Raw genomic sequence first — 22,137 nt, forward strand, 5'->3', positions numbered from 1 at the left:
GTCCATGGCTTTCAGTAACGAGTTCACGGTCGAGCAGTTGCAGGACGCCGAGCGCAGAGCCGACGAACTGAGCGACCCGCACCGGCAGTTGGCCCGCGCGCTCCAGCAGGCAGAGGGATATCGCACCTACCTGTCCTCGCTGACCGGACTCCTGACGGCCGTCTTCGTCCTGAAGGGCCAGGAGAACGTCACCAAGATGGCCGGCAGCACGCGCTGGGCGGTAGTCGCGCTGCTCATCGTAGGTTTTCTGTCGCTGATCGCCGCTTCCTGGTCCAGCGTCCTGGCGGTGCACGGCCGACCCGGAGTCGAGATCCTCGCGGAGCCCGGCACCCTCCTGCGCTACGAACGCAGGCGCACCCGGGAGGTGTGGCGTCTGGTCGAAGCCGCCCGCTGGCTCGGCCTGTCGGGCGTACTGGCGATCGCCGCCGCAGTGATCGTCACCTGGACCGTACCGGGGACCTAGCGAACATACGGCGGCGCCTGCCGGGTCCGGTCGGGGACAAGGCAGGCGCCGTCTCGTGCTCCGCACGTCATTGTGCGGACGTTTTTCGGTGGACCGTCAGACCATCAACGCCCGGTCCGTCGGCCGGATCGGGGCCGGCAGTTCGCTGGCCCCGGTCAGGAAGCGGTCGACTCCGCGGGCGGCCGAGCGGCCCTCCGCGATGGCCCAGACGATGAGGGACTGGCCGCGGCCCGCGTCGCCGGCGACGAAGACGCCGGGGACGTTGGTCTGGAAGTCGGCGTCGCGGGCGATGTTGCCGCGCTCGTCGAGGCCCAGGGCGAACTGGTCGACCAGGCCGTTCTCGCGGTCGGTGCCGGTGAACCCCATGGCCAGCGTGACCAGTTGGGCCGGGATCTTGCGCTCGGTGCCGGGCTTCTGGGTCAGCTTGCCCTCGACGAACTCGACCTCGACGAGGTGCAGCCACTGGACGTTGCCGTCCTCGTCGCCCTCGAAGTGGGTGGTGTTGACGGAGTAGACCCGCTCACCGCCCTCCTCGTGCGCGGAGGTCACCTTGTAGAGCATCGGGAAGGTCGGCCAAGGCTGCGCGACCGCGTTCCGCTCGTCGCCCGGGCGGGGCATGATCTCCAACTGCGTGACGGACGCGGCGCCTTGGCGGTGCGCCGTACCGACACAGTCCGCGCCGGTGTCGCCGCCGCCGATGACGACGACGTGCTTGCCCTCGGCCGAGACCGGGGCGGTGACGTAGTCGCCTTCCTGGACCTTGTTCGAGAGGGGCAGGTACTCCATCGCCTGGTAGACGCCGGTCAACTCCCGCCCGGGGACGGGGAGATCACGCGCGGTGGTGGAGCCGGCGGCGATGACGACCGCGTCGTAGCGCTTGCGGAGGTCGGTGGCCTTGAGGTCGACGCCGATCTCGATGCCCGTACGGAAGCGGGTGCCCTCCGCGCGCATCTGCTCGATACGGCGGTTGATGTGCCGCTTCTCCATCTTGAACTCGGGGATGCCGTAGCGCAGGAGGCCGCCGATGCGGTCCGCGCGCTCGTACACCGCGACCGTGTGGCCCGCCCGCGTGAGCTGCTGCGCGGCGGCGAGGCCCGCCGGGCCCGAGCCGATGACCGCGACGGTCTTGCCGGAGAGGCGCTCGGGAGCCTGCGGGGCGACGTCGCCCGTCTCCCACGCCTTGTCGATGATGGAGACCTCGACGTTCTTGATGGTGACCGGCGGCTGGTTGATGCCCAGCACACAGGCCGCCTCGCAGGGAGCCGGGCACAACCGCCCGGTGAACTCAGGGAAGTTGTTGGTGGCGTGGAGGCGCTCCGACGCCGCCGTCCAGTCCTCGCGGTACGCGTAGTCGTTCCACTCGGGGATCAGGTTCCCCAGCGGACAGCCGTTGTGGCAGAACGGGATACCGCAGTCCATGCACCGGCTGGCCTGCTTGCCGATGATCGGCAGCAGCGAACCGGGGACGTAGACCTCGTTCCAGTCCTTCAACCGGACGTCCACGGGGCGGGACTTGGCGACCTCGCGCCCGTGGTTCAGAAAGCCCTTCGGGTCAGCCATTGATCGCCGCCTCCATCATCTTCTCGGTGATCTCGGTCTCGGAGAGACCCGCTTGCTCAGCGGCGTCCTTGGCGGCGAGCACTGCCTTGTATGCGCTGGGGATGATCTTGCTGAAGCGCTCCACGGACACGGTCCACTCGGCGAGCAGCTTCTCGGCGACCGTCGAGGCGGTCTCCTCGGCGTGCCGGCGCACCACGTCGTGCAGCCACTGCTTGTCGGTGTCGTCCAACTCGCCCACGGCGCCCGCGTTTCCGACGTTCACGTTGTCGGGGTTCAGGTCGATGACGTAGGCGATGCCCCCGGACATGCCCGCCGCGAAGTTGCGGCCGGTCTCGCCCAGCACGACCGCCCGGCCGCCGGTCATGTACTCGCAGCCGTGGTCGCCCACACCCTCGGAGACCACCGTGGCACCGGAGTTGCGGACACAGAACCGCTCACCGGTCCGCCCGCGCAGGAACAGTTCGCCGCCGGTCGCGCCGTAGGCGATGGTGTTGCCCGCGATGGTGGAGAACTCGGCGAGGTGGTCGGCGCCCCGGTCGGGGCGGACGATCACCCGGCCGCCCGAAAGGCCCTTGCCCACATAGTCGTTGGCGTCGCCCTCCAGACGCAGCGTGACACCGCGCGGGAGGAAGGCGCCGAAGGACTGGCCGGCCGAGCCGGTGAAGGTGATGTCGATGGTGTCGTCGGGCAGACCCGCCCCGCCGAACTTCTTCGTCACCTCGTGGCCGAGCATGGTGCCGACCGTGCGGTTGATGTTGCGGATCGCGACCTGCGCGCGGACCGGCTGGGCGTCGGTGGCGCTGGACGCGGCCAGGGCGTCGGCGGCGAGCTTGATCAGCTCGTTGTCGAGCGCCTTCTCCAGGCCGTGGTCCTGCTTGATGACCTGGTGGAGGGCTGCGCCGTCCGGGAGTTCGGGGACGTAGAAGAGGGGGGCGAGGTCCAGGCCCTGCGCCTTCCAGTGGTCCACGGCCCGCTCGACGTCCAGCGTGCCCGCCTTGCCGACGGCTTCCTCGATGGTGCGGAAGCCCAGCTCGGCGAGGATCTCGCGGACCTCTTCGGCGATGAACTGGAAGAAGTTCACGACGTATTCGGCCTTGCCCGCGAACCGGTCGCGCAGCACCGGGTTCTGGGTGGCGATGCCTACCGGGCAGGTGTCGAGGTGACAGACGCGCATCATGACGCAGCCGGAGACGACGAGCGGCGCGGTCGCGAAACCGAACTCCTCGGCGCCGAGCAGCGCGGCGATGACGACGTCACGGCCGGTCTTCAGCTGACCGTCGGTCTGGACGACGATCCGGTCGCGAAGTCCGTTGAGCAGCAAGGTCTGTTGGGTCTCGGCGAGGCCCAACTCCCAAGGTCCGCCCGCGTGCTTGAGCGAGGTGAGCGGCGATGCGCCCGTACCGCCGTCGTGGCCGGAGATGAGCACGACGTCCGCGTGCGCCTTCGACACACCGGCGGCGACCGTGCCGACACCGACCTCGGAGACCAGCTTCACGTGGATCCGCGCCTGCGGGTTCGCGTTCTTCAGGTCGTGGATCAGCTGGGCGAGGTCTTCGATGGAGTAGATGTCGTGGTGCGGCGGCGGGGAGATGAGACCGACGCCGGGGGTGCTGTGCCGGGTCTTCGCGACCCACGGGTAGACCTTGTGGCCGGGCAACTGCCCGCCCTCACCCGGCTTCGCGCCCTGGGCCATCTTGATCTGGATGTCGTCCGCGTTGACCAGGTACTCGGAGGTGACGCCGAAGCGGCCGGAGGCGACCTGCTTGATGGCGCTGCGCCGGGCCGGGTCGTAGAGCCGGTCCGCGTCCTCGCCGCCCTCACCGGTGTTGGACTTGCCGCCCAGCTGGTTCATGGCGATGGCGAGCGTCTCGTGCGCCTCCAGGGAGATGGAGCCGTACGACATGGCGCCGGTGGAGAAGCGCTTGACGATCTCCGAGACGGGCTCGACCTCGTCGATCGAGATCGACGGGCGGTCCGACTTGAAGCCGAAGAGGCCGCGCAGCGTCATCAGCCGCTCGGACTGCTCGTTCACGCGGTCCGTGTACTTCTTGAAGATGTCGTAGCGGTTGGTGCGCGTCGAGTGCTGGAGGCGGAAGACCGTCTCCGGGTCGAACAGGTGCGGCTCGCCCTCGCGGCGCCACTGGTACTCGCCGCCTATGTCGAGGGCGCGGTGCGCGGGCGCGATGCCGCTGGCCGGGTACGCCTTCGCGTGGCGGGCGGCGACCTCCTTGGCGATGACGTCGATGCCGACGCCGCCGATCTTGGTGGCCGTACCGCTGAAGTAGCTGTTGACGAACTGCTCGTCCAGGCCGACCGCTTCGAAGACCTGGGCGCCACGGTAGGAGGCGACCGTCGAGATGCCCATCTTGGACATGACCTTCAGGACGCCCTTGCCGAGCGCGTAGATCAGGTTCCGGATGGCCTGCTCGGCCTCGATGTCGGTGAGGAAGGTGCCCGCGCGGACGAGGTCCTCGACGGACTCCATCGCCAGGTACGGGTTGACGGCCGCGGCGCCGAAGCCGATGAGCAGGGCGACGTGGTGGACCTCGCGGACGTCACCGGCCTCGACCAGCAGGCCCACCTGGGTGCGCTGCTTGGTGCGGATGAGGTGGTGGTGGACGGCGGCGGTGAGCAGCAGCGAGGGGATCGGCGCGTGCTCGGCGTCGGAGTGCCGGTCCGAGAGGACGATCAGCCGGGCACCGTTCTCGATCGCGGCGTCGGCCTCGGTGCAGATCTCGGCGAGGCGGGCGGCGAGGGCGTCGCCGCCGCCGGAGACGCGGTACAGGCCGGAGAGGGTCGCGGCCTTCATGCCGGGCATGTCGCCGTCGGCGTTGATGTGGATGAGCTTGGCCAGCTCGTCGTTGTCGATCACCGGGAAGGGCAGGGTGACGCTACGACAGGACGCGGCCGTCGGCTCCAGCAGGTTGCTCGCGGGACCGAGGGACGAGCGCAGCGAGGTCACGAGCTCCTCGCGGATCGCGTCCAGCGGCGGGTTGGTGACCTGCGCGAACAGCTGGGTGAAGTAGTCGAAGAGCAGCCGGGGCCGGGCGGACAGCGCGGCGATCGGCGAGTCGGTGCCCATCGAACCGATCGGCTCCGCACCGGCCTTGGCCATCGGCGCGAGGATGACGCGCAGCTCCTCCTCGGTGTAGCCGAAGGTCTGCTGGCGGCGGGTGACCGAGGCGTGCGTGTGCACGATGTGCTCGCGCTCGGGCAGGTCGGACAGCTCGATCTCGCCGGCTTCGAGCCAGTCGGCGTACGGCTTCTCGGCGGCGAGGCCGGCCTTGATCTCGTCGTCCTCGATGATGCGGTGCTCGGCGGTGTCCACGAGGAACATGCGGCCGGGCTGGAGGCGGCCCTTGCGGACGACCTTCGCGGGGTCGATGTCGAGGACGCCGACCTCTGAGCCGAGGACGACGAGGCCGTCGTCGGTGACCCAGTAGCGGCCGGGGCGCAGGCCGTTGCGGTCGAGGACCGCGCCGACCTGGGTGCCGTCGGTGAAGGTGACGCAGGCCGGGCCGTCCCAGGGCTCCATCATCGTGGCGTGGAACTGGTAGAAGGCACGGCGGGCCGGGTCCATGGAGTCGTGGTTCTCCCACGCCTCCGGGATCATCATCAGCACGGAGTGCGGCAGCGACCGCCCACCGAGGTGGAGGAGTTCCAGCACCTCGTCGAAGGACGCGGAGTCGGAGGCCTCGGGCGTGCAGATCGGGAAGATCCGGTCGATCTTGTCCTGGTCGCCGAAGAGGTCGGAGGCGATCTGGGACTCGCGGGCCGCCATCCAGTTGCGGTTGCCCTTGACCGTGTTGATCTCGCCGTTGTGCGCGACGAAGCGGTACGGGTGGGCGAGCGGCCACGACGGGAAGGTGTTCGTGGAGAACCGGGAGTGCACGAGCGAGATCGCGGAGGCGAAGCGCCGGTCGGACAGGTCCGGGAAGAAGGGCTCCAGCTGGCCGGTGGTCAGCATGCCCTTGTAGACGATGGTTCGCGCGGAGAGCGACGGGAAGTAGACACCGGCCTCCCGCTCGGCGCGCTTGCGCAGCGCGAAGGCCTTGCGGTCGAGGTCGATGCCCTGGGTCTCGCCGTCGCTCACGAAGAGCTGACGGAACAGCGGCATGGTGGAGCGGGCCGTGGCACCAAGGAGTTCGGGCGCGGTCGGAACCTCACGCCACCCGAGAACCGTGAGGCCTTCCTCTACGGCGATCGTCTCAACCTGCGAGACGATCGCGTCGGCGCCGTCCTCGGGCAGGAAGGCGATGCCGACCGCGTATCCACCGGCGGCGGGGAGGTCGAATCCGGTCACCTCTCGGAAGAAGGCGTCCGGCACCTGGGACAGGATGCCCGCGCCGTCGCCCGAGTCGGGCTCGGCACCCGTCGCACCGCGGTGCTCCAGGTTGCGCAGCACGGTGAGCGCCTGCTCGACCAGCGCGTGGCTCGCCTCGCCGGTGAGGGTGGCCACGAAGCCGACGCCACAGGCGTCGTGCTCGTTGCGGGGGTCGTACATACCCTGCGCGGCAGGGCGAGCATCCATGAAGGACCAGTTCTGGCCATTCGCGGTGTGCTGGGACGGCTGGCGCGGCGTACGCATCGGCTCTCCCGTCGTCGTCGTGGCATATGCATGGGCATAGGGACGACGTTGGCCCTCTGCGAGTTAGCGCAAAATTTCGTGCAGGTTACATGATGGAACGGTTCTCGGGAACCGGATACTCCGTTCCAACATGCGGACGCCACGGGGTCGCGGCGGTGCACCGCACAAGCGGTGAAGGTGAAGGGGGCCAAAACGGACAGATCGATGTCCGTCGGTCCAGGGCAGAGGGAGCGTCGTAGCCCATCCCGCGGGTGCGCCGCGAGCGTCATTGCCCACAGCGCTTACGGCTCATGCCCAGTGGTTAAGCGTTCGAAACCAGCGAGTAACGGCTACTTATGCGACCCAACGCATAAGTGCGCGTCGAGCTATCCTACGACCGTTCCGAACAAGGTGCCCAGGGCGTACGTCACACCGGCCGCCGCACCCCCCAGCGCGAGCTGCCGAACCCCACTGAACCACCAGGTCCGCGCGGTCACCCGGGCCACCACGGCACCGCACCCGAACAGCCCGACGAGCGCGAGCAGCAGCGCCGGCCACAGCGAGGTCGCCCCGAGCAGGAACGGCAGCACGGGAAGCAGCGCACCCAGCGCGAACGCCCCGAAGGACGAGACGGCGGCGACGAGCGGGGAGGGCAGATCACCGGGGTCGATGCCCAGCTCCTCGCGGGCATGTATCTCAAGGGCCTGCTCAGGATCGCGCGAAAGCTGCCGGGCAACTTCACGGGCGAGCGCGGCCTCGACCCCACGACTCTCATAGAGGGAAGCGAGCTCCTCTTCCTCGTCCTCCGGGTGCTTGCGCAGCTCGCGCCGCTCGACCTCCAGCTCGGCCTCGACCAGCTCGCGCTGGGAGGCGACGGAGGTGTACTCACCGGCCGCCATGGAGAAGGCACCGGCGGCGAGCCCGGCCAGCCCGGTGATGACGACGGTCTGATGACTGACGGCACCACCGACGACACCGGTCATCAGAGCGAGGTTGGAGACGAGACCGTCCATCGCGCCGAACACCGCGGGGCGCAGCCAACCGCCGTTCACATCCCGGTGGGTGTGGTTGTCGCGGTGCGCCTCGTGGAGCGTCGCTTCGGTCTCGATGATGGCCATGCGTGATCCCCCAGAAAGCTAAGGTGAGGCTAACTTTAGACAAGTTCTACTCTTCGACAACACTGAACATACGCCTTTCATTTCCCGCCCTCCAGCAAGGAAAGGTTGGGCTAACCTGCACCTTTGCCCTCGAACGCTCATCCGTGACGAGGGGGCTTCAGATGTCGACCGGGTGACGCTGCACTCCGTCAGGCTCTGCCGAAGGCCTCCCGTGGGAGACATCCGCAAAGGGTTCCGCGCCCTGAGGCGCCCTGAGGGAACCCCGTAGGAGAGGCCGCGTATGGCATCGATCGCCTGCATTCCCCCGGTCCCGGCGCCCAAGAACGCCACCGAACTCCGCGAACGGGCGCGCGGCGCGCTGCTCGGCCTGGCGGTGGGAGACGCCCTAGGCGCACCGGCGGAAAACATGAAGCCCTCGGAGATCCGCGCCCGTTGGGGCCGCATCACGGGCTACGTCGCGGAGAACCCGGCCGGCACGGACGACACGGAGTACGCGATCTTCTCCGGCCTCCTCCTGGCCCGCCACGGCTCGGCCCTCACACCGACCCACGTGGAGGCGGCCTGGCACGAGTGGATCGCGGACCGCGACGAGGGCCCGTTCCGCGGAGCGGGCTTCAGCGAACGAGGCACCCTGGAGAACCTCCGCCGGGGCCTGGCGGCCCCCATCTCCGCCCAACACCGCCACGCCTGGAGCGACGGCCTGGCCATGCGCGCGGCCCCTTTCGGCGTCTTCGCGGCGGGCCGCCCGGCGGAAGCGGCCCGGCTGGTCGCGATCGACGGTTCGGTGAGCCACGACGGCGAGGGCATCTACGGCGGCCAGGCGGTCGCGGCGGGCGTGGCGGCGGCGATGGCGGGAGCGCCGACGATCGCGGTCGTCGCTTCCGCCCTGGCGGTGGTCCCGGACGACTCCTGGACAGCCCGCTCCCTGCGCCGAGCGGTGGCGGTGGCCCACCGAGGCGAACGAGCGGTCCGCTCCGCGGTGGTCATCGGCGGCTACCCGTGGACAGACCTGGCCCCGGAGGCGGTAGCCCTGGCGTTCGGCGCATACGCCGCAGCGGACGGCGACTTCGTGGAGTCGGTCCTCACGGCGGTGAACATGGGGAGGGACGCGGATACGACGGCCGCGGTGGCAGGCGCCCTGGCAGGCGCGACCCGGGGCGCGTCCGCGATCCCGCCCGACTGGGCATCGGCGATCGGCCCAGCGAAGGGCAGTTGCCTACCGGCGATGGCGGGCCACCATGTGCTGGACATCGCGGAGTTGCTGGTTCCGGGGGAGGGCGGGAAGTGGGGCACGGGGGGCGTGGTGCGACGCGATCAGCGGGATCAGCGGGATCAGCGGGAGTACGTGCTGGCTGCGGATGAGGACGAGGTGCAGCTGTGAGCCACGAGGAGAACGAGGGCAACGGTCTGACGCCGACCGCGCAACGGATCGAACCTGCGGTCACCGGGGGCGAGTTCGCCGAGCAGGGGCTACCCGCACCTGCCGAAGCCGAACCCGCGACACAAGGGCCACCCGCCTCCAATCCCCCGCTCCACCCCCAGCTGCTCCAACCCCCGGCCGCCGAAGGCGAATCGACCCCGCAGCAACCCTCCGCACCCGACAACGCTCCCCACCCACCCGCCCGCACCCCACTCAACCGAACAGCCGCCAACGACGATTGCGCCCCACAAGGGCCACCCGCACCCGACGACGAAAGTTGCACGGGCGGTGCGGGTGGGAACAAAAAAGCCGATGGCGGAGCCGAGGCGAGGCGGATCGAGGGGCTGCTGCTCGGGCTCGCCGCAGGAGATGCCGCTGGTTGGCCGGCCGCACGGCACCGCGCCGCCCGGATGCCCGAGTGGACCCGCCGCCTGACCCGCGAACTGGACACCTTCGCGGAACAGAACGCGACCACCACCCTCCCTGTCCCCATCGCCCTGAACCAACCCCCCGAGCCCCTACGCCTCGGCCCCTCCGACGACGCCGAATGGGCAGCCTTCGCCGCAGAAGCCGTACTGAGAGCCGGCGACGACACAGTCCTCGGCGACCTGAGCCGCGAACGCAGAACCCGCGCCGCCATCGACCTCACCTGGAACGCCATCGCCAGCGAGGTCGCCGCAGCGGCGGACCGCGCCCCGGAGGTGGAGTCCGCCGTACTCCCCCTCCGCGCCCGCATCTCGGTACGGGCCGGCCTCGGCAACCTCGCCGCAGGACTCCGCCCACCCGCCACCGGCCACGACAACCCCCACTACTTCGACGACGCGGCCTGCGTAAGAGCCTGCGTACTGGCCGTGGCGCACCCCGGAGACCCCCAACGCGCCGCCGCCCTCGCCGAGTTCGACGCCCACTACACCCAGGACGGCGACGGAGTCCACGGCGCCAGAGCCATGGCGGCAGCCCTCTCCCTCGCCCTGGTCGGCAAGGACGTGGACGACTGCGTGGCGGCGGCCCTCGCCGAACTCCCCGAAGCCACCGAGATCGGCCGCAACGCCCGCCACGCACTGAAGTTGGCCCAGGACAGCGACAACGCCTTCGCCCTGATCCCCCTCTTGGAACACCAGATCGTCGACCACGTCTACAGCTACGGCATCGCGGCCGCCGAAACCGTCCCGGTAGCCCTCGCGTTGGCGACAGCCGCCCGCGGCCGTATCGCCGAAGCGGTCCCCGCCGCGGCCTGCCTCTCCCGGGTAGCCGACTCGGCCCCGGCCCTCGCAGGCGCCCTCACCGGAGCCCTCAGCGGCGGACAGGCGATCCCGGCGACCTGGCGGGACGCCTGCCGCACCCTCTCCGGCTGCGCCCTCCCCCGCCTCACCGGCACGGACCTCGTAGAACTCGCCGAACTCCTGGAAGCCACACAACCGGCGCCACCCGGAGGATGATTCAGGGCATGACGCCCAAAGAACCAGAAAGCAGCCTTGCGGAGAGGATCACCGGAGCCCTCGTGGGCGCCGCCGTGGGCGATGCCCTCGGCGGCCCCGTCGAGGGCTACTCCCCCGACCAGATCCTCGAACGCCACGCCGGCCGCGTCCACGGCATCGTCGGCCCCTGGAACGGCGAGGCCTGGCGCACGGCCCGCCCCATCGCCCCGTACCACAAGGGCGACGGCCACGTCACCGACGACACCTTGATGACCCACGCCCTCGTACGGGTCTACGCCCAGGTCCGCGACCACCTCGACGCATACGCCGTCGCCGACCACCTCGTCCCCGATCTGATGCAAAACCCGCGCTGGATCCCGGAGTTGGAGGCGGAGGCCATCCCCCTCCAGCGCATCTTCCTCGCGGAGAAATGGCTGGCCGCCCGCCTCCACTACGGCCACATCGACCCCCGCGAGGCCGGCGTCGGCAACATCGTCAACTGCGGTGCCGCGATGTACATGGCCCCGGTCGGCCTGGTCAACGCGGCCCATCCGGCGGGCGCTTACGCCGAGGCCCTCGACATCGCGGGCGCCCACCAGTCGTCGTACGGCCGCGAGGCAGCCGGTGTCTTCGCCGCAGCGGTAGCCGCAGCCTGCGTCCCAGGCGCGACCCCCGACTCGGTCGTGACCGCCTGCCTCGCCCTGGCGAAGGACGGCACGCGCACCGCCATCGAGAAGGTCTGCGAAGTGGCCGCCCGTTACTCGGACTTCGAGTCGGCGCTGGTCCCCCTGCGGGAGGCGATCGCGCCGTACGACACGGTCGGCCCCGACTACCGCGCCCCCTCCCTGGACGCCCGCCGCCCCTCCCGCACGAAGGCGATCGAGGAACTCCCCGTCGCCCTGGGCATGTTGGTGGTCTCCGGCGGCGACTACCGCCACGCGGTGCTGGGTTCGGTGAACTACGGCCGGGACTGCGACTCGATCGCGACGATGGCCGGCGCGGTGGCAGGCGCCCTCGGCTCGACGATCCCGCAGGACTGGTCGAAGACGGTCGCCGAGGCCAGCCGCCTGGATCTCTGGGAACCGGCCACCACCCTCACCGCCGTCACCCGCGAACTCTTCGAACGCGACGTCCTCCGCCGCCGGGCCCACGAGGCGGCGTTCACCGAGATCGGAGGGCTGAAGTGCTCCGACTGACCTGGGTCCAGCCGGAGGACCTGCTCGGCCACGAGCTGCGCCAGGCCGCCCAGGACGGACGCGAACCGTCGGCGATCGCGGCACGCTGGCGGGCGGCGGGCGGTGCCGAGGCACCGGAACGGGCGGGCGCTTCGGACCGACCCCCCACCCGTTACCTCCGGTTGCTCGCGGAAGACCTGCTGGACGAACTGGCCGATCTGCCCAGCAGGTTGACGGACCAGGAACCCGCCGACCTGGCCCGCATCCGCGTCCTCTGCCCCAACTGGCCCACCCCGCAAGCCACTTCCCCACCCCGCCCGGCCCGCTTCGAGGCCGCCTGGCTGGGCCGGGCCGTCGGCTGCCTCCTCGGCAAACCCGTCGAGAAGATCACCCTGGACGGCATCCGCCAACTCGCCCGCGCCACCGGCAACTGGCCCCTCACCACCTACTTCACCGCCCGTGGCGTCCCCGCCGACCTCCTCGCCGCCCACCCCTGGAACCGCCGTTCCGCCCCCACCTCCCTCGCCGAGAACATCGACGGCATGCCCGAGGACGACGACCTCAACTACCCCCTGTTGAACCTCCTGTTGCTGCAGCGCCAAGGCAAGGACTTCACCACCGCCGACGTGGCGAAGCTCTGGCTCGACGAACTCCCCGCAGGCCGTACCTTCACCGCCGAACGCATCGCCTACCGCAACCTCCTCACCGGCCTGGAACCCCCGCGAACGGCCCGCCACCGCAACCCGTTCCGCGAGTGGATCGGCGCCCTGATCCGCGCCGACGTGCACGGCTGGACCAACCCCGGAGACCCCGCCGCCGCTGCCGAACAGGCCCACCGCGACGCCACGTTGACCCACACCGCGAACGGCGTCTACGCCGCGATGTTCACGGCCGCCGTCATCGCCACCGCGACCACCGGCACCCACGACATCCACACCTGCCTGCGCACCGGCCTGACGGTGATCCCGCCCGACTCCCGCCTGGCCAAGGCGATTCACCACGCCCTCCAACTGGCCCGGAAACACCGGGACTTCGACGAGGTGGTGGACCACCTCCACGCCACCTACAGCCGAACCCACCACTGGGTCCATGCGATCCCCAACACCGCCCTGATCGCCGCCGCCCTCACCCACGCGGACGGCGACTTCACCGGCTCCATCTGCCGTGCGGTGTCCGGGGGTTGGGACACCGACTCGAACGGCGCGACGGTCGGCTCCATCGCCGCCCTCCTCTCGGACACCGCGCTCCCCGACCGCTGGACGGCCCCGCTCAAGAACCGACTCGCCACCTCCGTAGGCGACTTCAACGGCATCGGCTTCGACACCCTCGCCCGGCTCACCCATCAGGAGACCGCCCGCCCATGACCCACATCGCCGTGCTCGGCAGCACGAACATGGACCTCGTCGCCTACGTCGCGAAGGCCCCGCAGCGCGGAGAGACCGTGACGGGACGGGAGTTCCGCACGATCCCCGGCGGCAAGGGCGCCAACCAGGCGATCGCCGCGGCCCACGCGGGCGCGACCGACGTCACGATCGTCGGCGCGGTCGGCAACGACGCCTACGGCGCCCAACTCCGCGCCACCTTCGAGCACTCCGGCGTCGACACCGACCATCTGCGCACGGTCGAGGGCCCGTCCGGCACCGCGCACATCGTCGTGGACGACGAGGGGGGCAACGCTATCGTCGTGATCCCCGCCGCGAACGGCACCGTCGACCACCTCGCCCCGGGCGACGAGGCCACGATCGCCACGGCCGACGCCCTGCTCCTCCAACTGGAGATCCCGCTGACCGGAGTGATCGCGGGCCTGGAAGCGGCCCGCCGCCACGGCGTCCGGACGATTCTCACGCCCTCGCCAGCCCAGCCACTACCCCCCGAACTCCTCGCCGCCGTAGACCTGTTGGTCCCCAACGAGCACGAGGCCACCGCCCTCACCGGCCGCACCGACCCGCGCGAGGCGGCGGCTGCGCTGCTCGACCAGGTGCCCGAGGTGATCGTCACCCTGGGTGCGGCGGGCAGCCTGTACGCGGCCCGGGGCGCCGAGCCGTTCACCGTGGCGGCGCCCCGCGTGACCGCCGTGGACTCGACCGGCGCGGGCGACACCTTCGTCGGCGCGCTGGCGGTGGCGCTCGCGGAGGGCCGCCCGATGCGGGACGCGCTGGGCTGGGCGGCAGCGGCGGCGGCGCTGTCCGTGCAGCGGCCCGGGGCGACGGCGTCGATGCCGTACCGCGCGGAGATCGAGAAGCAGTACGCCTCATGACCGGGACGACGACCCCAACTCCTCTGTCAGGCCTGCGTGTTCTCGACCTCGCGACCCTCTTCGCCGGGCCCCTCGCCGCCACCATGCTCGGCGACTTCGGCGCCGAAGTCATCAAGGTCGAGCACCCGGCCAAGCCTGATCCGTCCCGGGGGCACGGCCCCTCCAAGGACGGCATCGGCCTCTGGTGGAAGCTCCTCGGCCGCAACAAGCGCGCGATCACCCTCGACCTGTCGAAGCCGGGCGGGCGCGACACGCTCCTCCGCCTCGCCGCGACCGCCGACGTGATCATCGAGAACTTCCGCCCCGGCACCCTGGAAAAGTGGGACCTCGGCTGGGCCGAACTCTCCTCCGCCAACCCGCGGTTGGTGCTGGCCCGGGTCACCGCCTTCGGCCAGTTCGGGCCCTACGCCCACCGCCCCGGCTTCGGCACCCTCGCCGAGGCCATGAGCGGTTTCGCCGCGATCACCGGCGAACCGGACGCGCCCCCGACGCTCCCGCCGTTCGGCCTCGCCGACTCGATCGCGGGCCTGGCGACGGCGTACGCGGTGATGACGGCCCTCGCCGCCCGCGACCGTACAGGCGAAGGCCAGGTGGTGGACATGGCGATCATCGAACCCATCCTCACCGCGCTGGGCCCGCAACCCCTCTGGTACGACCAGCTCGGCCACGTCCAGCCGCGCACCGGCAACCGCTCCCAGAACAACGCCCCGCGCAACACCTACCGCACGGCGGACGGCAGTTGGGTCGCCGTCTCCACCTCGGCCCAGTCGATCGCCGAGCGCGTGATGCGCCTGGTCGGCCGCCCGGAGCTGATCGACGAACCGTGGTTCGCGACGGGCGCGGACCGGGCCCGGCACTCCGACGTCCTGGACGCGGCGGTCGGCGACTGGATCGCGCAACGCACCCGCACCGAGGTGCTGGCCGCGTTCGAGAAGGCGGAGGCCGCGGTCGCCCCCATCCAGGACGTGCGGGATGTGATGTCGGACCCCCAGTACCAGGCCCTCGACACGATCACCACCGTCGACGACCCCGAACTCGGCCCCCTCCGCATGCAGAACGTCCTCTTCCGCCTCTCCGCCACCCCCGGCGCGATCCGCTGGACCGGCCGCCCGCACGGCGCCGACACGGACACGGTCCTGACCGAACTCGGCCTGACCGACACCGAGTTGACCACCCTCCGCCAGGCGGGCGCCCTGTGACGGCGCACCCCCTGACCTGGCTCTACGTCCCCGGCGACCGCCCCCCGATCGTCGCCAAGGCCCTCGCCGCCGGCGCGGACGTGGTCGTCGTGGACCTGGAGGACGCGGTGGCCCCGGACCGCAAGGACTACGCCCGCGCGGCCACGGCGGAACTCCTCTCTGAACCCCAACTCACCGTCCACGTACGCGTGAACGCCCTGGACACCCCCTGGGCCGCCGACGACCTCCGCACCCTCGCACCCCTCCCGGGCGTGTCCGGCCTGCGGCTCCCGAAGGTCACGTCTCCGGAGGAGGTCGTAGCCGTAGCGGAAAAGGCCCGCGACCTCCCCCTGTACGCCCTCCTGGAGACGGCCCTCGGCATCGAGCGGGCCTTCTCGATCGCCGCCGCGCACTCCTCCGTGCACGGCATCGCGCTCGGCGAGGCGGATCTACGGGCCGACCTGGGCGTACGCGAGGACTCCGGTCTCGACTGGTCCCGCTCGCGGGTGATCGTCGCCGCGCGGGCGGCGGGACTCGCCCCGCCGCCGCAGTCCGTGCACCCGGACATCCGCGATCTGGAGGGCCTGGCCGCCTCCTGCGCGCACGGCCGTGCCCTCGGTTTCCTGGGGCGCGCGGCCATCCATCCCCGTCAACTCCCGGTCATCGAGAGCGCGTTCCTCCCGACGAACGAGGAGATCGAACAGGCCGAGACGATCGTCAAGGCGGCCATGCGGGAGGCGGGCGCGCAGGCCCTTCCCGACGGGCGGTTCATCGACGCGGCGGTGGTGACGGCCGCGCAGCGAACGCTCGCGTTGGCGCGCCGGACCTGAGACGCGATGAGGGCGCCCCGTCGAACACGGGGCGCCCTCATCGTCGTAGAACCGGCCGTCAGCCCTTCTTCGCGGACTCGGCCTCGTCCTTCTTGAGATCCACTTCGGTCGCCGCGTCCGCTTCCTCGGCGTCCGCGTCTTCCTTCGGCTCCTCTTCCGAGGCCGCCGTGCTGTCGTCGCCGTCGGTCTCATCGGCCGGTGCGTCCGTGTCAGGCTCGACGACCTCTTCGCGGCCCGGGCGCTTCTTCGCCGAGATCACGAAGTAGAGGACCGCGAGCAGGAAGACGATCATCGCGGTCCAGTCGTTCAACCGCAGGCCCAGGAAGTGGTGGGCGTCGTCGACGCGCATGTACTCGATCCAGCCGCGGCCGACGCAGTACGAGGCGACGTACAGCGCGAACGCCCGGCCGTGGCCCAGCTTGAAGCGGCGGTCGGCCCAGATGACGAGGAAGCCGACGCCGACGCACCACAGCGACTCGTACAGGAACGTCGGGTGGTAGTAGCCGGGGACGCGGCCGTCCGTCGAGGACGTGATGTGCAGCGCCCAGGGGAGGTGCGTCTCGCGGCCGTAGAGCTCCTGGTTGAACCAGTTGCCCCAGCGGCCGATGGCCTGGGCGAAGGCGATGCCGGGGGCCAGCGCGTCGGCCCAGGCCGGCAGCGGGATGCCACGGCGGCGGCAGCCGATCCACGCGCCCACCGCGCCGAGCGCGATCGCGCCCCAGATGCCGAGGCCGCCCTGCCACACCTTGAAGGCGTCCACCCAGTCGCGGCCCTCGCTGAAGTACAGCTCGTAGTCCGTGATCACGTGGTAGAGGCGACCGCCGACGAGGCCGAACGGCACGGCCCAGACAGCGATGTCGGCCACCGTCCCGACCTTGCCGCCGCGGGCGACCCAGCGTTTGTTGCCGAGCCAGACGGCGACGAAGACGCCGATGATGATGCAGAAGGCGTAGCCGCGCAGCGGAATGGGGCCGAGGTGGATGACCCCGCGCGAAGGGCTGGGAATGTAGGCAAAGGTTTCCATGGCAGGGTCGACGCTACCGTGCCGGACCGTGACCTCGGCAAGCGGCCCGGCTACGGCTCCATAACGGGCCGGTGTGAAAACCGGCCCGCCCGCTTACCCCGCGCTACCCCTTGTTGGCCGCCTGGACCAGCTGCTTCAGCTTCGCCGGGGTCATCGTCTGGTCCGCGTAGATGTTCTTGCCGTCGAAGAGGACGGTCGGGGTACCGGTGAATCCGCCGGCCTGGAACGCGGCGGCGGACTTCGTGACCCAGCTGTCGTGCGTACCGCTGTTGACGCACTTCTGGAACGCGGGCGTGTCGAGACCCTTCACCTTGCCCGCCAGCTCGATCAGCTTGGCGTTGCTGGAGTACGCGTCGTCCGTCTCCTTGGGCTGGTTCTCGTACAGCACGTCGTGGAAGTCGCGGAACTTTCCGGCGTCCTGGGCGCAGGCCGCCGCGTTGGCCGCGCGCTTGGAGCCGGTGCCGCCGAGGTTGCCGTCGATGATCGTGACCAGGTGGTACTGCACCTTCAACTGCCCGGAGTCGGTCAGCTCGTGCAGTGTCGAGCGGTACGCCGTCTCGAAGGCCTGGCAGGCCGGGCAGCGGAAGTCCTCCCACACCGTGAGCGTCGGCTTGGCGCTGTCCTTGCCGACCTGGATCGCCAGGCTGTCCTTGCCGGTCGCCCCGGAGGGTGCCACCAGGGGGCCCGCCTTGCTGCTGCCGCTGTCGTCCTTGCCATGGTTCGCGGCGAGGACGCCGATCACCGATGCCAGACCCAGCACGCAGACGACGCTCGCGGCCACGATCAGCGTGCGCCGCCGCCTCTCCGAGGCCTTCTGCTTCTCACGCTCGACCGCCAGCCGCTCGCGGGCGGTGCGCTTTCCGTCACGGTTCTTCTCGCTCACACCCCGCAGAACGAACCGGGGAGGCGCAGCGCGCCTCCCCGGTCCCAGGTCCACCCATACGGGGGACGGTTGTTCCTTTACGCCGATGCGCTACGCCTGTCCGCGCACGCCCTTCGCGAGGTCGGCCGCGAGGGCGCGGACCGCCTCCACGCCGGCCGCGTCGTCCGGCGCGTCCAGCATCCCCTTGACGAAGGCCGAGCCGACGATCACGCCGTCCGCGAAGCGGGCCACCTCGGCGGCCTGCTGGGCGTTCGAGACACCGAGTCCGACGCACACGGGCGTGTCGGTGGTGGCCCGGGTGCGTTCGACGAGGTCCTGTGCCTGCGCGCCGACCGACGCGCGGGTGCCGGTGACGCCCATGAGGGAGGCTGCGTAGACGAAGCCGGTGCCGACCTTGGTGATCTCGGCGAGGCGGGCGTCCTTGCTGCTGGGCGCGACCACGAAGACCGTGGCGAGCCCGTGCTTCTCGGCGTGCTCCCTCCACAGCCCGGCCTCCTGGACGGGCAGGTCGGGCAGGATGCACCCGGCGCCGCCCGCTTCGGCCAGCTCGGCGGTGAAGCGCTCGACGCCATAGCGGTCGATGGGGTTCCAGTACGTCATGACGAGTACGGGCTTGCCGGTCGCCGCGTGCGTCTCTCGGACCGTGCGCATGACGTCGGCGATCTTGACGCCTCCGCGCAGGGCGATGTCGTCGGCGGTCTGGATGACGGGACCGTCGAGGACGGGGTCGCTGTGCGGCAGGCCCACCTCGACGATGTCCGCGCCGCCGTCGAAGGCCGCCTTGATCGCCTCGATGCCGCCGTCCACGGTCGGGAACCCGGCCGGGAGATAGGCGATGAGCGCGGCGCGCCCCTCGGCCTTGGCGGCGGCGAGGGTGTCGCTCAACAGCCGGATGTTGCCGCTCACTTGGCGTCCCCCTCGATCTCCGCGACGTCGGCGGTGTTCGCCGCGACCTCGGCATCGGCACTGGTGTCGTACAGGCCGAAGTACCGCGCGGCCGTGTCCATGTCCTTGTCGCCGCGCCCGGACAGGTTGACGACGATCAGCCCGTCCTTGCCCAGCTCCTTGCCGACCTCCAGCGCGCCGGCGAGCGCGTGGGCGCTCTCGATGGCCGGGATGATGCCCTCGGTGCGCGACAGCAGGCGCAGGGCCTGCATGGCCGCGTCGTCGGTGACCGCGCGGTACTCGCCGCGGCCGCTGTCCTTGAGGTAGGAGTGCTCGGGGCCGATGCCCGGGTAGTCCAGTCCGGCCGAGATCGAGTACGGCTCGGTGATCTGGCCCTCCTCGTCCTGGAGGACGTAGGACCGCGAACCGTGCAGGATGCCGGGCTCGCCCGCGGTCAGCGTGGCCGCGTGCTCGCCCGTCTCGACGCCGTGCCCGGCGGGCTCGCAGCCGATGAGGCGTACGTCCGCGTCCGGGATGAAGGCGTGGAACAGGCCGATGGCGTTCGAACCGCCGCCGACGCACGCGATCGCCGCGTCGGGGAGGCGGCCGGCGCGCTCCAGGATCTGGCGGCGGGCCTCGACGCCGATGACCCGGTGGAAGTCGCGGACCATGGCGGGGAAGGGGTGCGGGCCGGCCACCGTGCCGAAGAGGTAGTGCGTGCGGTCGACGTTGGCGACCCAGTCGCGGAAGGCCTCGTTGATCGCGTCCTTGAGGGTGCGGCTGCCGGACTTCACGGCGATGACCTCGGCGCCGAGCATGCGCATCCGGGCCACGTTCAGCGCCTGGCGCTGGGTGTCGATCTCGCCCATGTAGATGGTGCATTCGAGGCCGAACAGCGCGCAGGCGGTGGCGGTCGCGACGCCGTGCTGGCCGGCGCCGGTCTCCGCGATGACCCTGGTCTTGCCCATGCGCTTCGTGAGCAGGGCCTGGCCGAGAACGTTGTTGATCTTGTGCGAGCCGGTGTGGTTCAGGTCCTCGCGCTTGAGGAAGATCCGGGCGCCGCCCGCTTCCGCGGCGAAACGGGGTACCTCGGTGAACGCGCTTGGCCTGCCGGTGTAGTTGAGGAGGAGGTCGTCCAACTCGCGGGCGAACTCGGGGTCGTGCTTGGCCTTGTCGTACTCGACGGCCACCTCGTCCACGGCGGCGACGAGGGCCTCCGGGATGAACTTGCCGCCGAAGGCGCCGAAGTAGCCCTCGGCGGTGGGGACTTGGCCGTCGGGGTCTGGGATGAAGAACTCGCTGGGCATGCGGAAACCTCACGGTGAGTTTGTGGGAAGACACTAATCGCCGTGGGACGGGGGGTTGTTAGTTGGCTGCGGGCCCGTTGGGGCTGGTCGCGCAGTTCCCCGCGCCCCTAGAGGCCTGCTGCCATCGACGCCCGTTTACCTGCCCAGGTTCGTCTCCGATGACGTAACGCACCCGACGGCCGTGAACGCGCCTCGCGGGCGCACGGCAACCCCTCGGACGGCAGCCGCGCGCGAGGCGGGCGTGCCGGTCCATGGGGGTCAGGGTGAGTGTCATCGGGGGCAGCCTACCGGGTGATCAGCTGCGGCCGTGGCGCAGTGCCGGGTGTTCGCCCGCCGCCACCAGATCCGACACCGCTGACTTGGGGTCGCGGCCGGTGACCAGGGACTCGCCCACCAGGACCGCGTCGGCGCCCGCGTTGGCGTAGGCGATGAGGTCGTGGGGGCCGCGGACGCCGGACTCGGCGATCTTGACGATGTGGTCGGGGATCTCGGGGGCGACGCGCTCGAAGGTGCCGCGGTCGACCTCGAGGGTCTTGAGGTTGCGGGCGTTGACGCCGATGATCTTCGCGCCGGCGTCGACCGCGCGGTCGACCTCGTCCTCGTCGTGGACCTCGACGATCGGCGTGAGTCCGATGGACTCGGCGCGCTCGATGAGGGACTCCAGGGCAGGCTGGTCCAGGGCCGCGACGATCAGCAGGGCGAGGTCGGCGCCGTAGGCCCGGGCCTCCCAGAGCTGGTACGACGTGACGATGAAGTCCTTGCGCAGGACCGGGATGTCCACGCGGGCGCGGACGGCCTCCAGGTCGGCGAGGGAGCCGCCGAAGCGGCGCTGTTCGGTGAGGACGGAGATGACGGCGGCGCCGCCCGCCTCGTAGTCCGCGGCCAGGCCCGCCGGGTCGGCGATCGCGGCCAGCGCGCCCTTGGAGGGGCTGGAGCGCTTGACCTCGCAGATGACCTTGACGCCGTCGCCGCGCAGGGCCGCGACGCCGTCCTTGGCAGCGGGAGCCTTCGCCGCGCGCTCCTTGAGCTCGTCGAGGCTGACGCGCGCCTGCCGTTCCGCCAGGTCGGCACGGACTCCGTCGATGATCTCGTCGAGCACACTCACGCGAGCGGCCCCCTTCCGGACGGTGGAAAAGCCATGGTCACATCTGACAACGATGGTATCCGGAGGAAGGCGTAGGCCTCGCATCCGGTTGACGCCGGTCCCACTACCTGGACATGTGCCGGTTGATCAAGGATGTAGCCAGCCACCGAACGGCAGGTTCCGGACAACCGTGAAGACCAGCACCAACGCGCCCAGACCCCACAGCTGGACCCGGCCGAGTTCGATCCGCGCGGGCCTGCCGCGCGCCGCACGGACCACCCAGACGGTCCATACGACCGTGAAGGCCAGATAGCCCACCACGGCGATCGCGTTGTCCTGGAGCGCGGCGAGAAAGTCGCCGTGGATGAACTCGTGCGCGCTGCGCAGGCCGCCGCAGCCGGGGCAGTACAGGCCGGTGAGGCGGTACAGGGGGCACACGGGGTAGTGGCCCGGCTGGTTCGGGTCGACCGCGCCGACGTAGGCGAAGGATCCGGCCACGGCCGCGAGGACGGCGACGGGTACGGCGACGCGGTTCATCAGCACGGAGGCGGAACCAGGGGCGCGTGTCTTCGGCACGCTCTGGCTGTCGGCGTTCACGTCTCGCATTGTGCCCCCTGGCCCTTTCGTGCGGCACGCGCGCGTGAGGGGCGGTTCCCGGTGCTCCCGGGGGACCGCCCCTCTACGAAGTGGTGGCTGACAGCCACGTCTCAGCTGTCGGCGTGCGCCGTCTTGCCGAGCAGCTCGGTCAGGTCCTGGGGACGGTCCTTGGGCATGCCCATTCCCATCGCGCTCATGACCCAGCCGACGATGCCGCCGACGACCGTGATCCCCATTCCGGCCCAGAAGCCGGCCGGCTGCGCCATCACCATGAAGGCGCCGGCGACCAGGAACCCGATGAAGACGATGGTCGTACCGGTCCAGGCGGCCAAAGTGTGACCGTGGCTGTTGCCCGCCATGACGTGCTCCTC

The 22,137-nt window shown here is 70.7% G+C and carries 19 protein-coding genes; 8 read left to right on the top strand and 11 right to left on the bottom strand.

Going from position 1 to position 22,137, the window contains the following annotated elements; all coding sequences use genetic code 11:
• Positions 1–4 precede the first annotated feature (4 nt).
• Complete coding sequence (locus R2B38_RS08855) at positions 5–463, top strand: hypothetical protein (protein WP_318015729.1); 459 nt, start codon at positions 5–7, stop codon at positions 461–463.
• 96 nt (positions 464–559) lie between these two features.
• On the opposite strand, the gene R2B38_RS08860 is transcribed toward R2B38_RS08855, so the two are convergent.
• From R2B38_RS08860 to R2B38_RS08870, 3 genes are all read right to left on the bottom strand, one after another.
• Positions 560–2,023: a glutamate synthase subunit beta gene (locus R2B38_RS08860; protein WP_318015730.1), complete on the bottom strand. Its 1,464-nt coding sequence runs from the start codon at positions 2,021–2,023 to the stop codon at positions 560–562.
• A complete protein-coding gene (gene gltB, locus R2B38_RS08865) occupies positions 2,016–6,611 on the bottom strand; it encodes a glutamate synthase large subunit (protein WP_318015731.1) in 4,596 nt (1,531 codons plus the stop codon). The genes R2B38_RS08860 and gltB overlap by 8 nt, the downstream gene beginning before the upstream one ends.
• A 365-nt stretch (positions 6,612–6,976) precedes the next feature.
• Entirely contained in the window at positions 6,977–7,708 is a 732-nt protein-coding gene (locus R2B38_RS08870) for a VIT1/CCC1 transporter family protein (protein ID WP_318015732.1), read from the bottom strand.
• Positions 7,709–7,988: 280 nt separating this feature from the next.
• Between R2B38_RS08870 and R2B38_RS08875 the strand changes: the two genes are divergently transcribed.
• The 7 genes from R2B38_RS08875 to R2B38_RS08905 all read left to right on the top strand — a co-directional run bounded on the left by R2B38_RS08875 (position 7,989) and on the right by R2B38_RS08905 (position 15,986).
• Positions 7,989–9,089 carry an ADP-ribosylglycohydrolase family protein gene (locus tag R2B38_RS08875; RefSeq protein WP_318015733.1) on the top strand — a complete coding sequence of 367 codons (1,101 nt, stop codon included), beginning with the start codon at positions 7,989–7,991 and terminating at the stop codon, positions 9,087–9,089.
• 161 nt (positions 9,090–9,250) lie between these two features.
• Positions 9,251–10,567 (top strand): ADP-ribosylglycohydrolase family protein, encoded by a 1,317-nt coding sequence (locus R2B38_RS08880; RefSeq protein WP_318021617.1) that lies wholly within the window; start codon positions 9,251–9,253, stop codon positions 10,565–10,567.
• A gap of 8 nt (positions 10,568–10,575) precedes the next feature.
• On the top strand, positions 10,576–11,742 hold the full coding sequence (locus R2B38_RS08885) for an ADP-ribosylglycohydrolase family protein (protein WP_318015734.1): 1,167 nt from the start codon (positions 10,576–10,578) through the stop codon (positions 11,740–11,742).
• Positions 11,730–13,085 (top strand): ADP-ribosylglycohydrolase family protein, encoded by a 1,356-nt coding sequence (locus R2B38_RS08890; RefSeq protein ID WP_318015735.1) that lies wholly within the window; start codon positions 11,730–11,732, stop codon positions 13,083–13,085. The genes R2B38_RS08885 and R2B38_RS08890 overlap by 13 nt, the downstream gene beginning before the upstream one ends.
• Positions 13,082–13,978 carry a ribokinase gene (gene rbsK, locus R2B38_RS08895; RefSeq protein ID WP_318015736.1) on the top strand — a complete coding sequence of 299 codons (897 nt, stop codon included), beginning with the start codon at positions 13,082–13,084 and terminating at the stop codon, positions 13,976–13,978. Before R2B38_RS08890 ends, rbsK begins: the two co-directional genes overlap by 4 nt.
• Positions 13,975–15,177 carry a CoA transferase gene (locus R2B38_RS08900; RefSeq protein WP_318015737.1) on the top strand — a complete coding sequence of 401 codons (1,203 nt, stop codon included), beginning with the start codon at positions 13,975–13,977 and terminating at the stop codon, positions 15,175–15,177. The genes rbsK and R2B38_RS08900 overlap by 4 nt, the downstream gene beginning before the upstream one ends.
• Positions 15,174–15,986 carry a CoA ester lyase gene (locus R2B38_RS08905; RefSeq protein ID WP_318015738.1) on the top strand — a complete coding sequence of 271 codons (813 nt, stop codon included), beginning with the start codon at positions 15,174–15,176 and terminating at the stop codon, positions 15,984–15,986. The genes R2B38_RS08900 and R2B38_RS08905 overlap by 4 nt, the downstream gene beginning before the upstream one ends.
• A gap of 58 nt (positions 15,987–16,044) precedes the next feature.
• Here R2B38_RS08905 and lgt read toward each other — a convergent pair whose 3' ends face one another.
• The 8 genes from lgt to R2B38_RS08940 all read right to left on the bottom strand — a co-directional run bounded on the left by lgt (position 16,045) and on the right by R2B38_RS08940 (position 22,125).
• Positions 16,045–17,010: a prolipoprotein diacylglyceryl transferase gene (lgt, locus tag R2B38_RS08910; RefSeq protein ID WP_318015739.1), complete on the bottom strand. Its 966-nt coding sequence runs from the start codon at positions 17,008–17,010 to the stop codon at positions 16,045–16,047.
• A gap of 103 nt (positions 17,011–17,113) precedes the next feature.
• Complete coding sequence (locus tag R2B38_RS08915) at positions 17,114–17,893, bottom strand: DsbA family protein (protein ID WP_318015740.1); 780 nt, start codon at positions 17,891–17,893, stop codon at positions 17,114–17,116.
• A 90-nt stretch (positions 17,894–17,983) separates the two neighbouring features.
• Positions 17,984–18,799 (bottom strand): tryptophan synthase subunit alpha, encoded by an 816-nt coding sequence (gene trpA / locus R2B38_RS08920; protein WP_318015741.1) that lies wholly within the window; start codon positions 18,797–18,799, stop codon positions 17,984–17,986.
• Positions 18,796–20,085: a tryptophan synthase subunit beta gene (gene trpB, locus R2B38_RS08925; protein ID WP_318015742.1), complete on the bottom strand. Its 1,290-nt coding sequence runs from the start codon at positions 20,083–20,085 to the stop codon at positions 18,796–18,798. The genes trpA and trpB overlap by 4 nt, the downstream gene beginning before the upstream one ends.
• A 58-nt stretch (positions 20,086–20,143) precedes the next feature.
• A complete protein-coding gene (gene trpM / locus R2B38_RS51275) occupies positions 20,144–20,359 on the bottom strand; it encodes a tryptophan biosynthesis modulator TrpM (protein ID WP_411978430.1) in 216 nt (71 codons plus the stop codon).
• A 21-nt stretch (positions 20,360–20,380) separates the two neighbouring features.
• Positions 20,381–21,190 carry an indole-3-glycerol phosphate synthase TrpC gene (trpC, locus tag R2B38_RS08930; RefSeq protein WP_033284500.1) on the bottom strand — a complete coding sequence of 270 codons (810 nt, stop codon included), beginning with the start codon at positions 21,188–21,190 and terminating at the stop codon, positions 20,381–20,383.
• 126 nt (positions 21,191–21,316) lie between these two features.
• The gene (locus R2B38_RS08935; protein WP_318015743.1) at positions 21,317–21,775 is read right to left on the bottom strand and encodes a DUF2752 domain-containing protein; all 459 of its coding nucleotides are present in this window, start codon (positions 21,773–21,775) and stop codon (positions 21,317–21,319) included.
• Positions 21,776–21,876: 101 nt separating this feature from the next.
• Positions 21,877–22,125, bottom strand: a complete 249-nt coding sequence (locus tag R2B38_RS08940; protein WP_318015744.1) for an HGxxPAAW family protein — start codon at positions 22,123–22,125, stop codon at positions 21,877–21,879.
• Between the last annotated feature and the right edge of the window lie 12 nt (positions 22,126–22,137).

The organism is Streptomyces sp. N50 (genome assembly GCF_033335955.1).
Taxonomy (GTDB): Bacteria; Actinomycetota; Actinomycetes; order Streptomycetales; family Streptomycetaceae; genus Streptomyces.

Excerpts from the sequence above, each read along its gene's own strand:
- R2B38_RS08940 (WP_318015744.1), bottom strand. The coding sequence starts at position 22,125 with ATGGCGGGCAACAGCCACGGTCACACTTTGGCCGCCTGGACCGGTACG.
- lgt (WP_318015739.1), bottom strand. The coding sequence starts at position 17,010 with ATGGAAACCTTTGCCTACATTCCCAGCCCTTCGCGCGGGGTCATCCAC.
- R2B38_RS08900 (WP_318015737.1), top strand. The coding sequence starts at position 13,975 with ATGACCGGGACGACGACCCCAACTCCTCTGTCAGGCCTGCGTGTTCTC.
- gltB (WP_318015731.1), bottom strand. The coding sequence starts at position 6,611 with ATGCGTACGCCGCGCCAGCCGTCCCAGCACACCGCGAATGGCCAGAAC.
- rbsK (WP_318015736.1), top strand. The coding sequence starts at position 13,082 with ATGACCCACATCGCCGTGCTCGGCAGCACGAACATGGACCTCGTCGCC.
- trpB (WP_318015742.1), bottom strand. The coding sequence starts at position 20,085 with ATGCCCAGCGAGTTCTTCATCCCAGACCCCGACGGCCAAGTCCCCACC.
- R2B38_RS08875 (WP_318015733.1), top strand. The coding sequence starts at position 7,989 with ATGGCATCGATCGCCTGCATTCCCCCGGTCCCGGCGCCCAAGAACGCC.
- R2B38_RS08935 (WP_318015743.1), bottom strand. The coding sequence starts at position 21,775 with ATGCGAGACGTGAACGCCGACAGCCAGAGCGTGCCGAAGACACGCGCC.
- R2B38_RS08860 (WP_318015730.1), bottom strand. The coding sequence starts at position 2,023 with ATGGCTGACCCGAAGGGCTTTCTGAACCACGGGCGCGAGGTCGCCAAG.
- R2B38_RS08885 (WP_318015734.1), top strand. The coding sequence starts at position 10,576 with ATGACGCCCAAAGAACCAGAAAGCAGCCTTGCGGAGAGGATCACCGGA.
- R2B38_RS08855 (WP_318015729.1), top strand. The coding sequence starts at position 5 with ATGGCTTTCAGTAACGAGTTCACGGTCGAGCAGTTGCAGGACGCCGAG.
- trpM (WP_411978430.1), bottom strand. The coding sequence starts at position 20,359 with ATGACACTCACCCTGACCCCCATGGACCGGCACGCCCGCCTCGCGCGC.
- R2B38_RS08870 (WP_318015732.1), bottom strand. The coding sequence starts at position 7,708 with ATGGCCATCATCGAGACCGAAGCGACGCTCCACGAGGCGCACCGCGAC.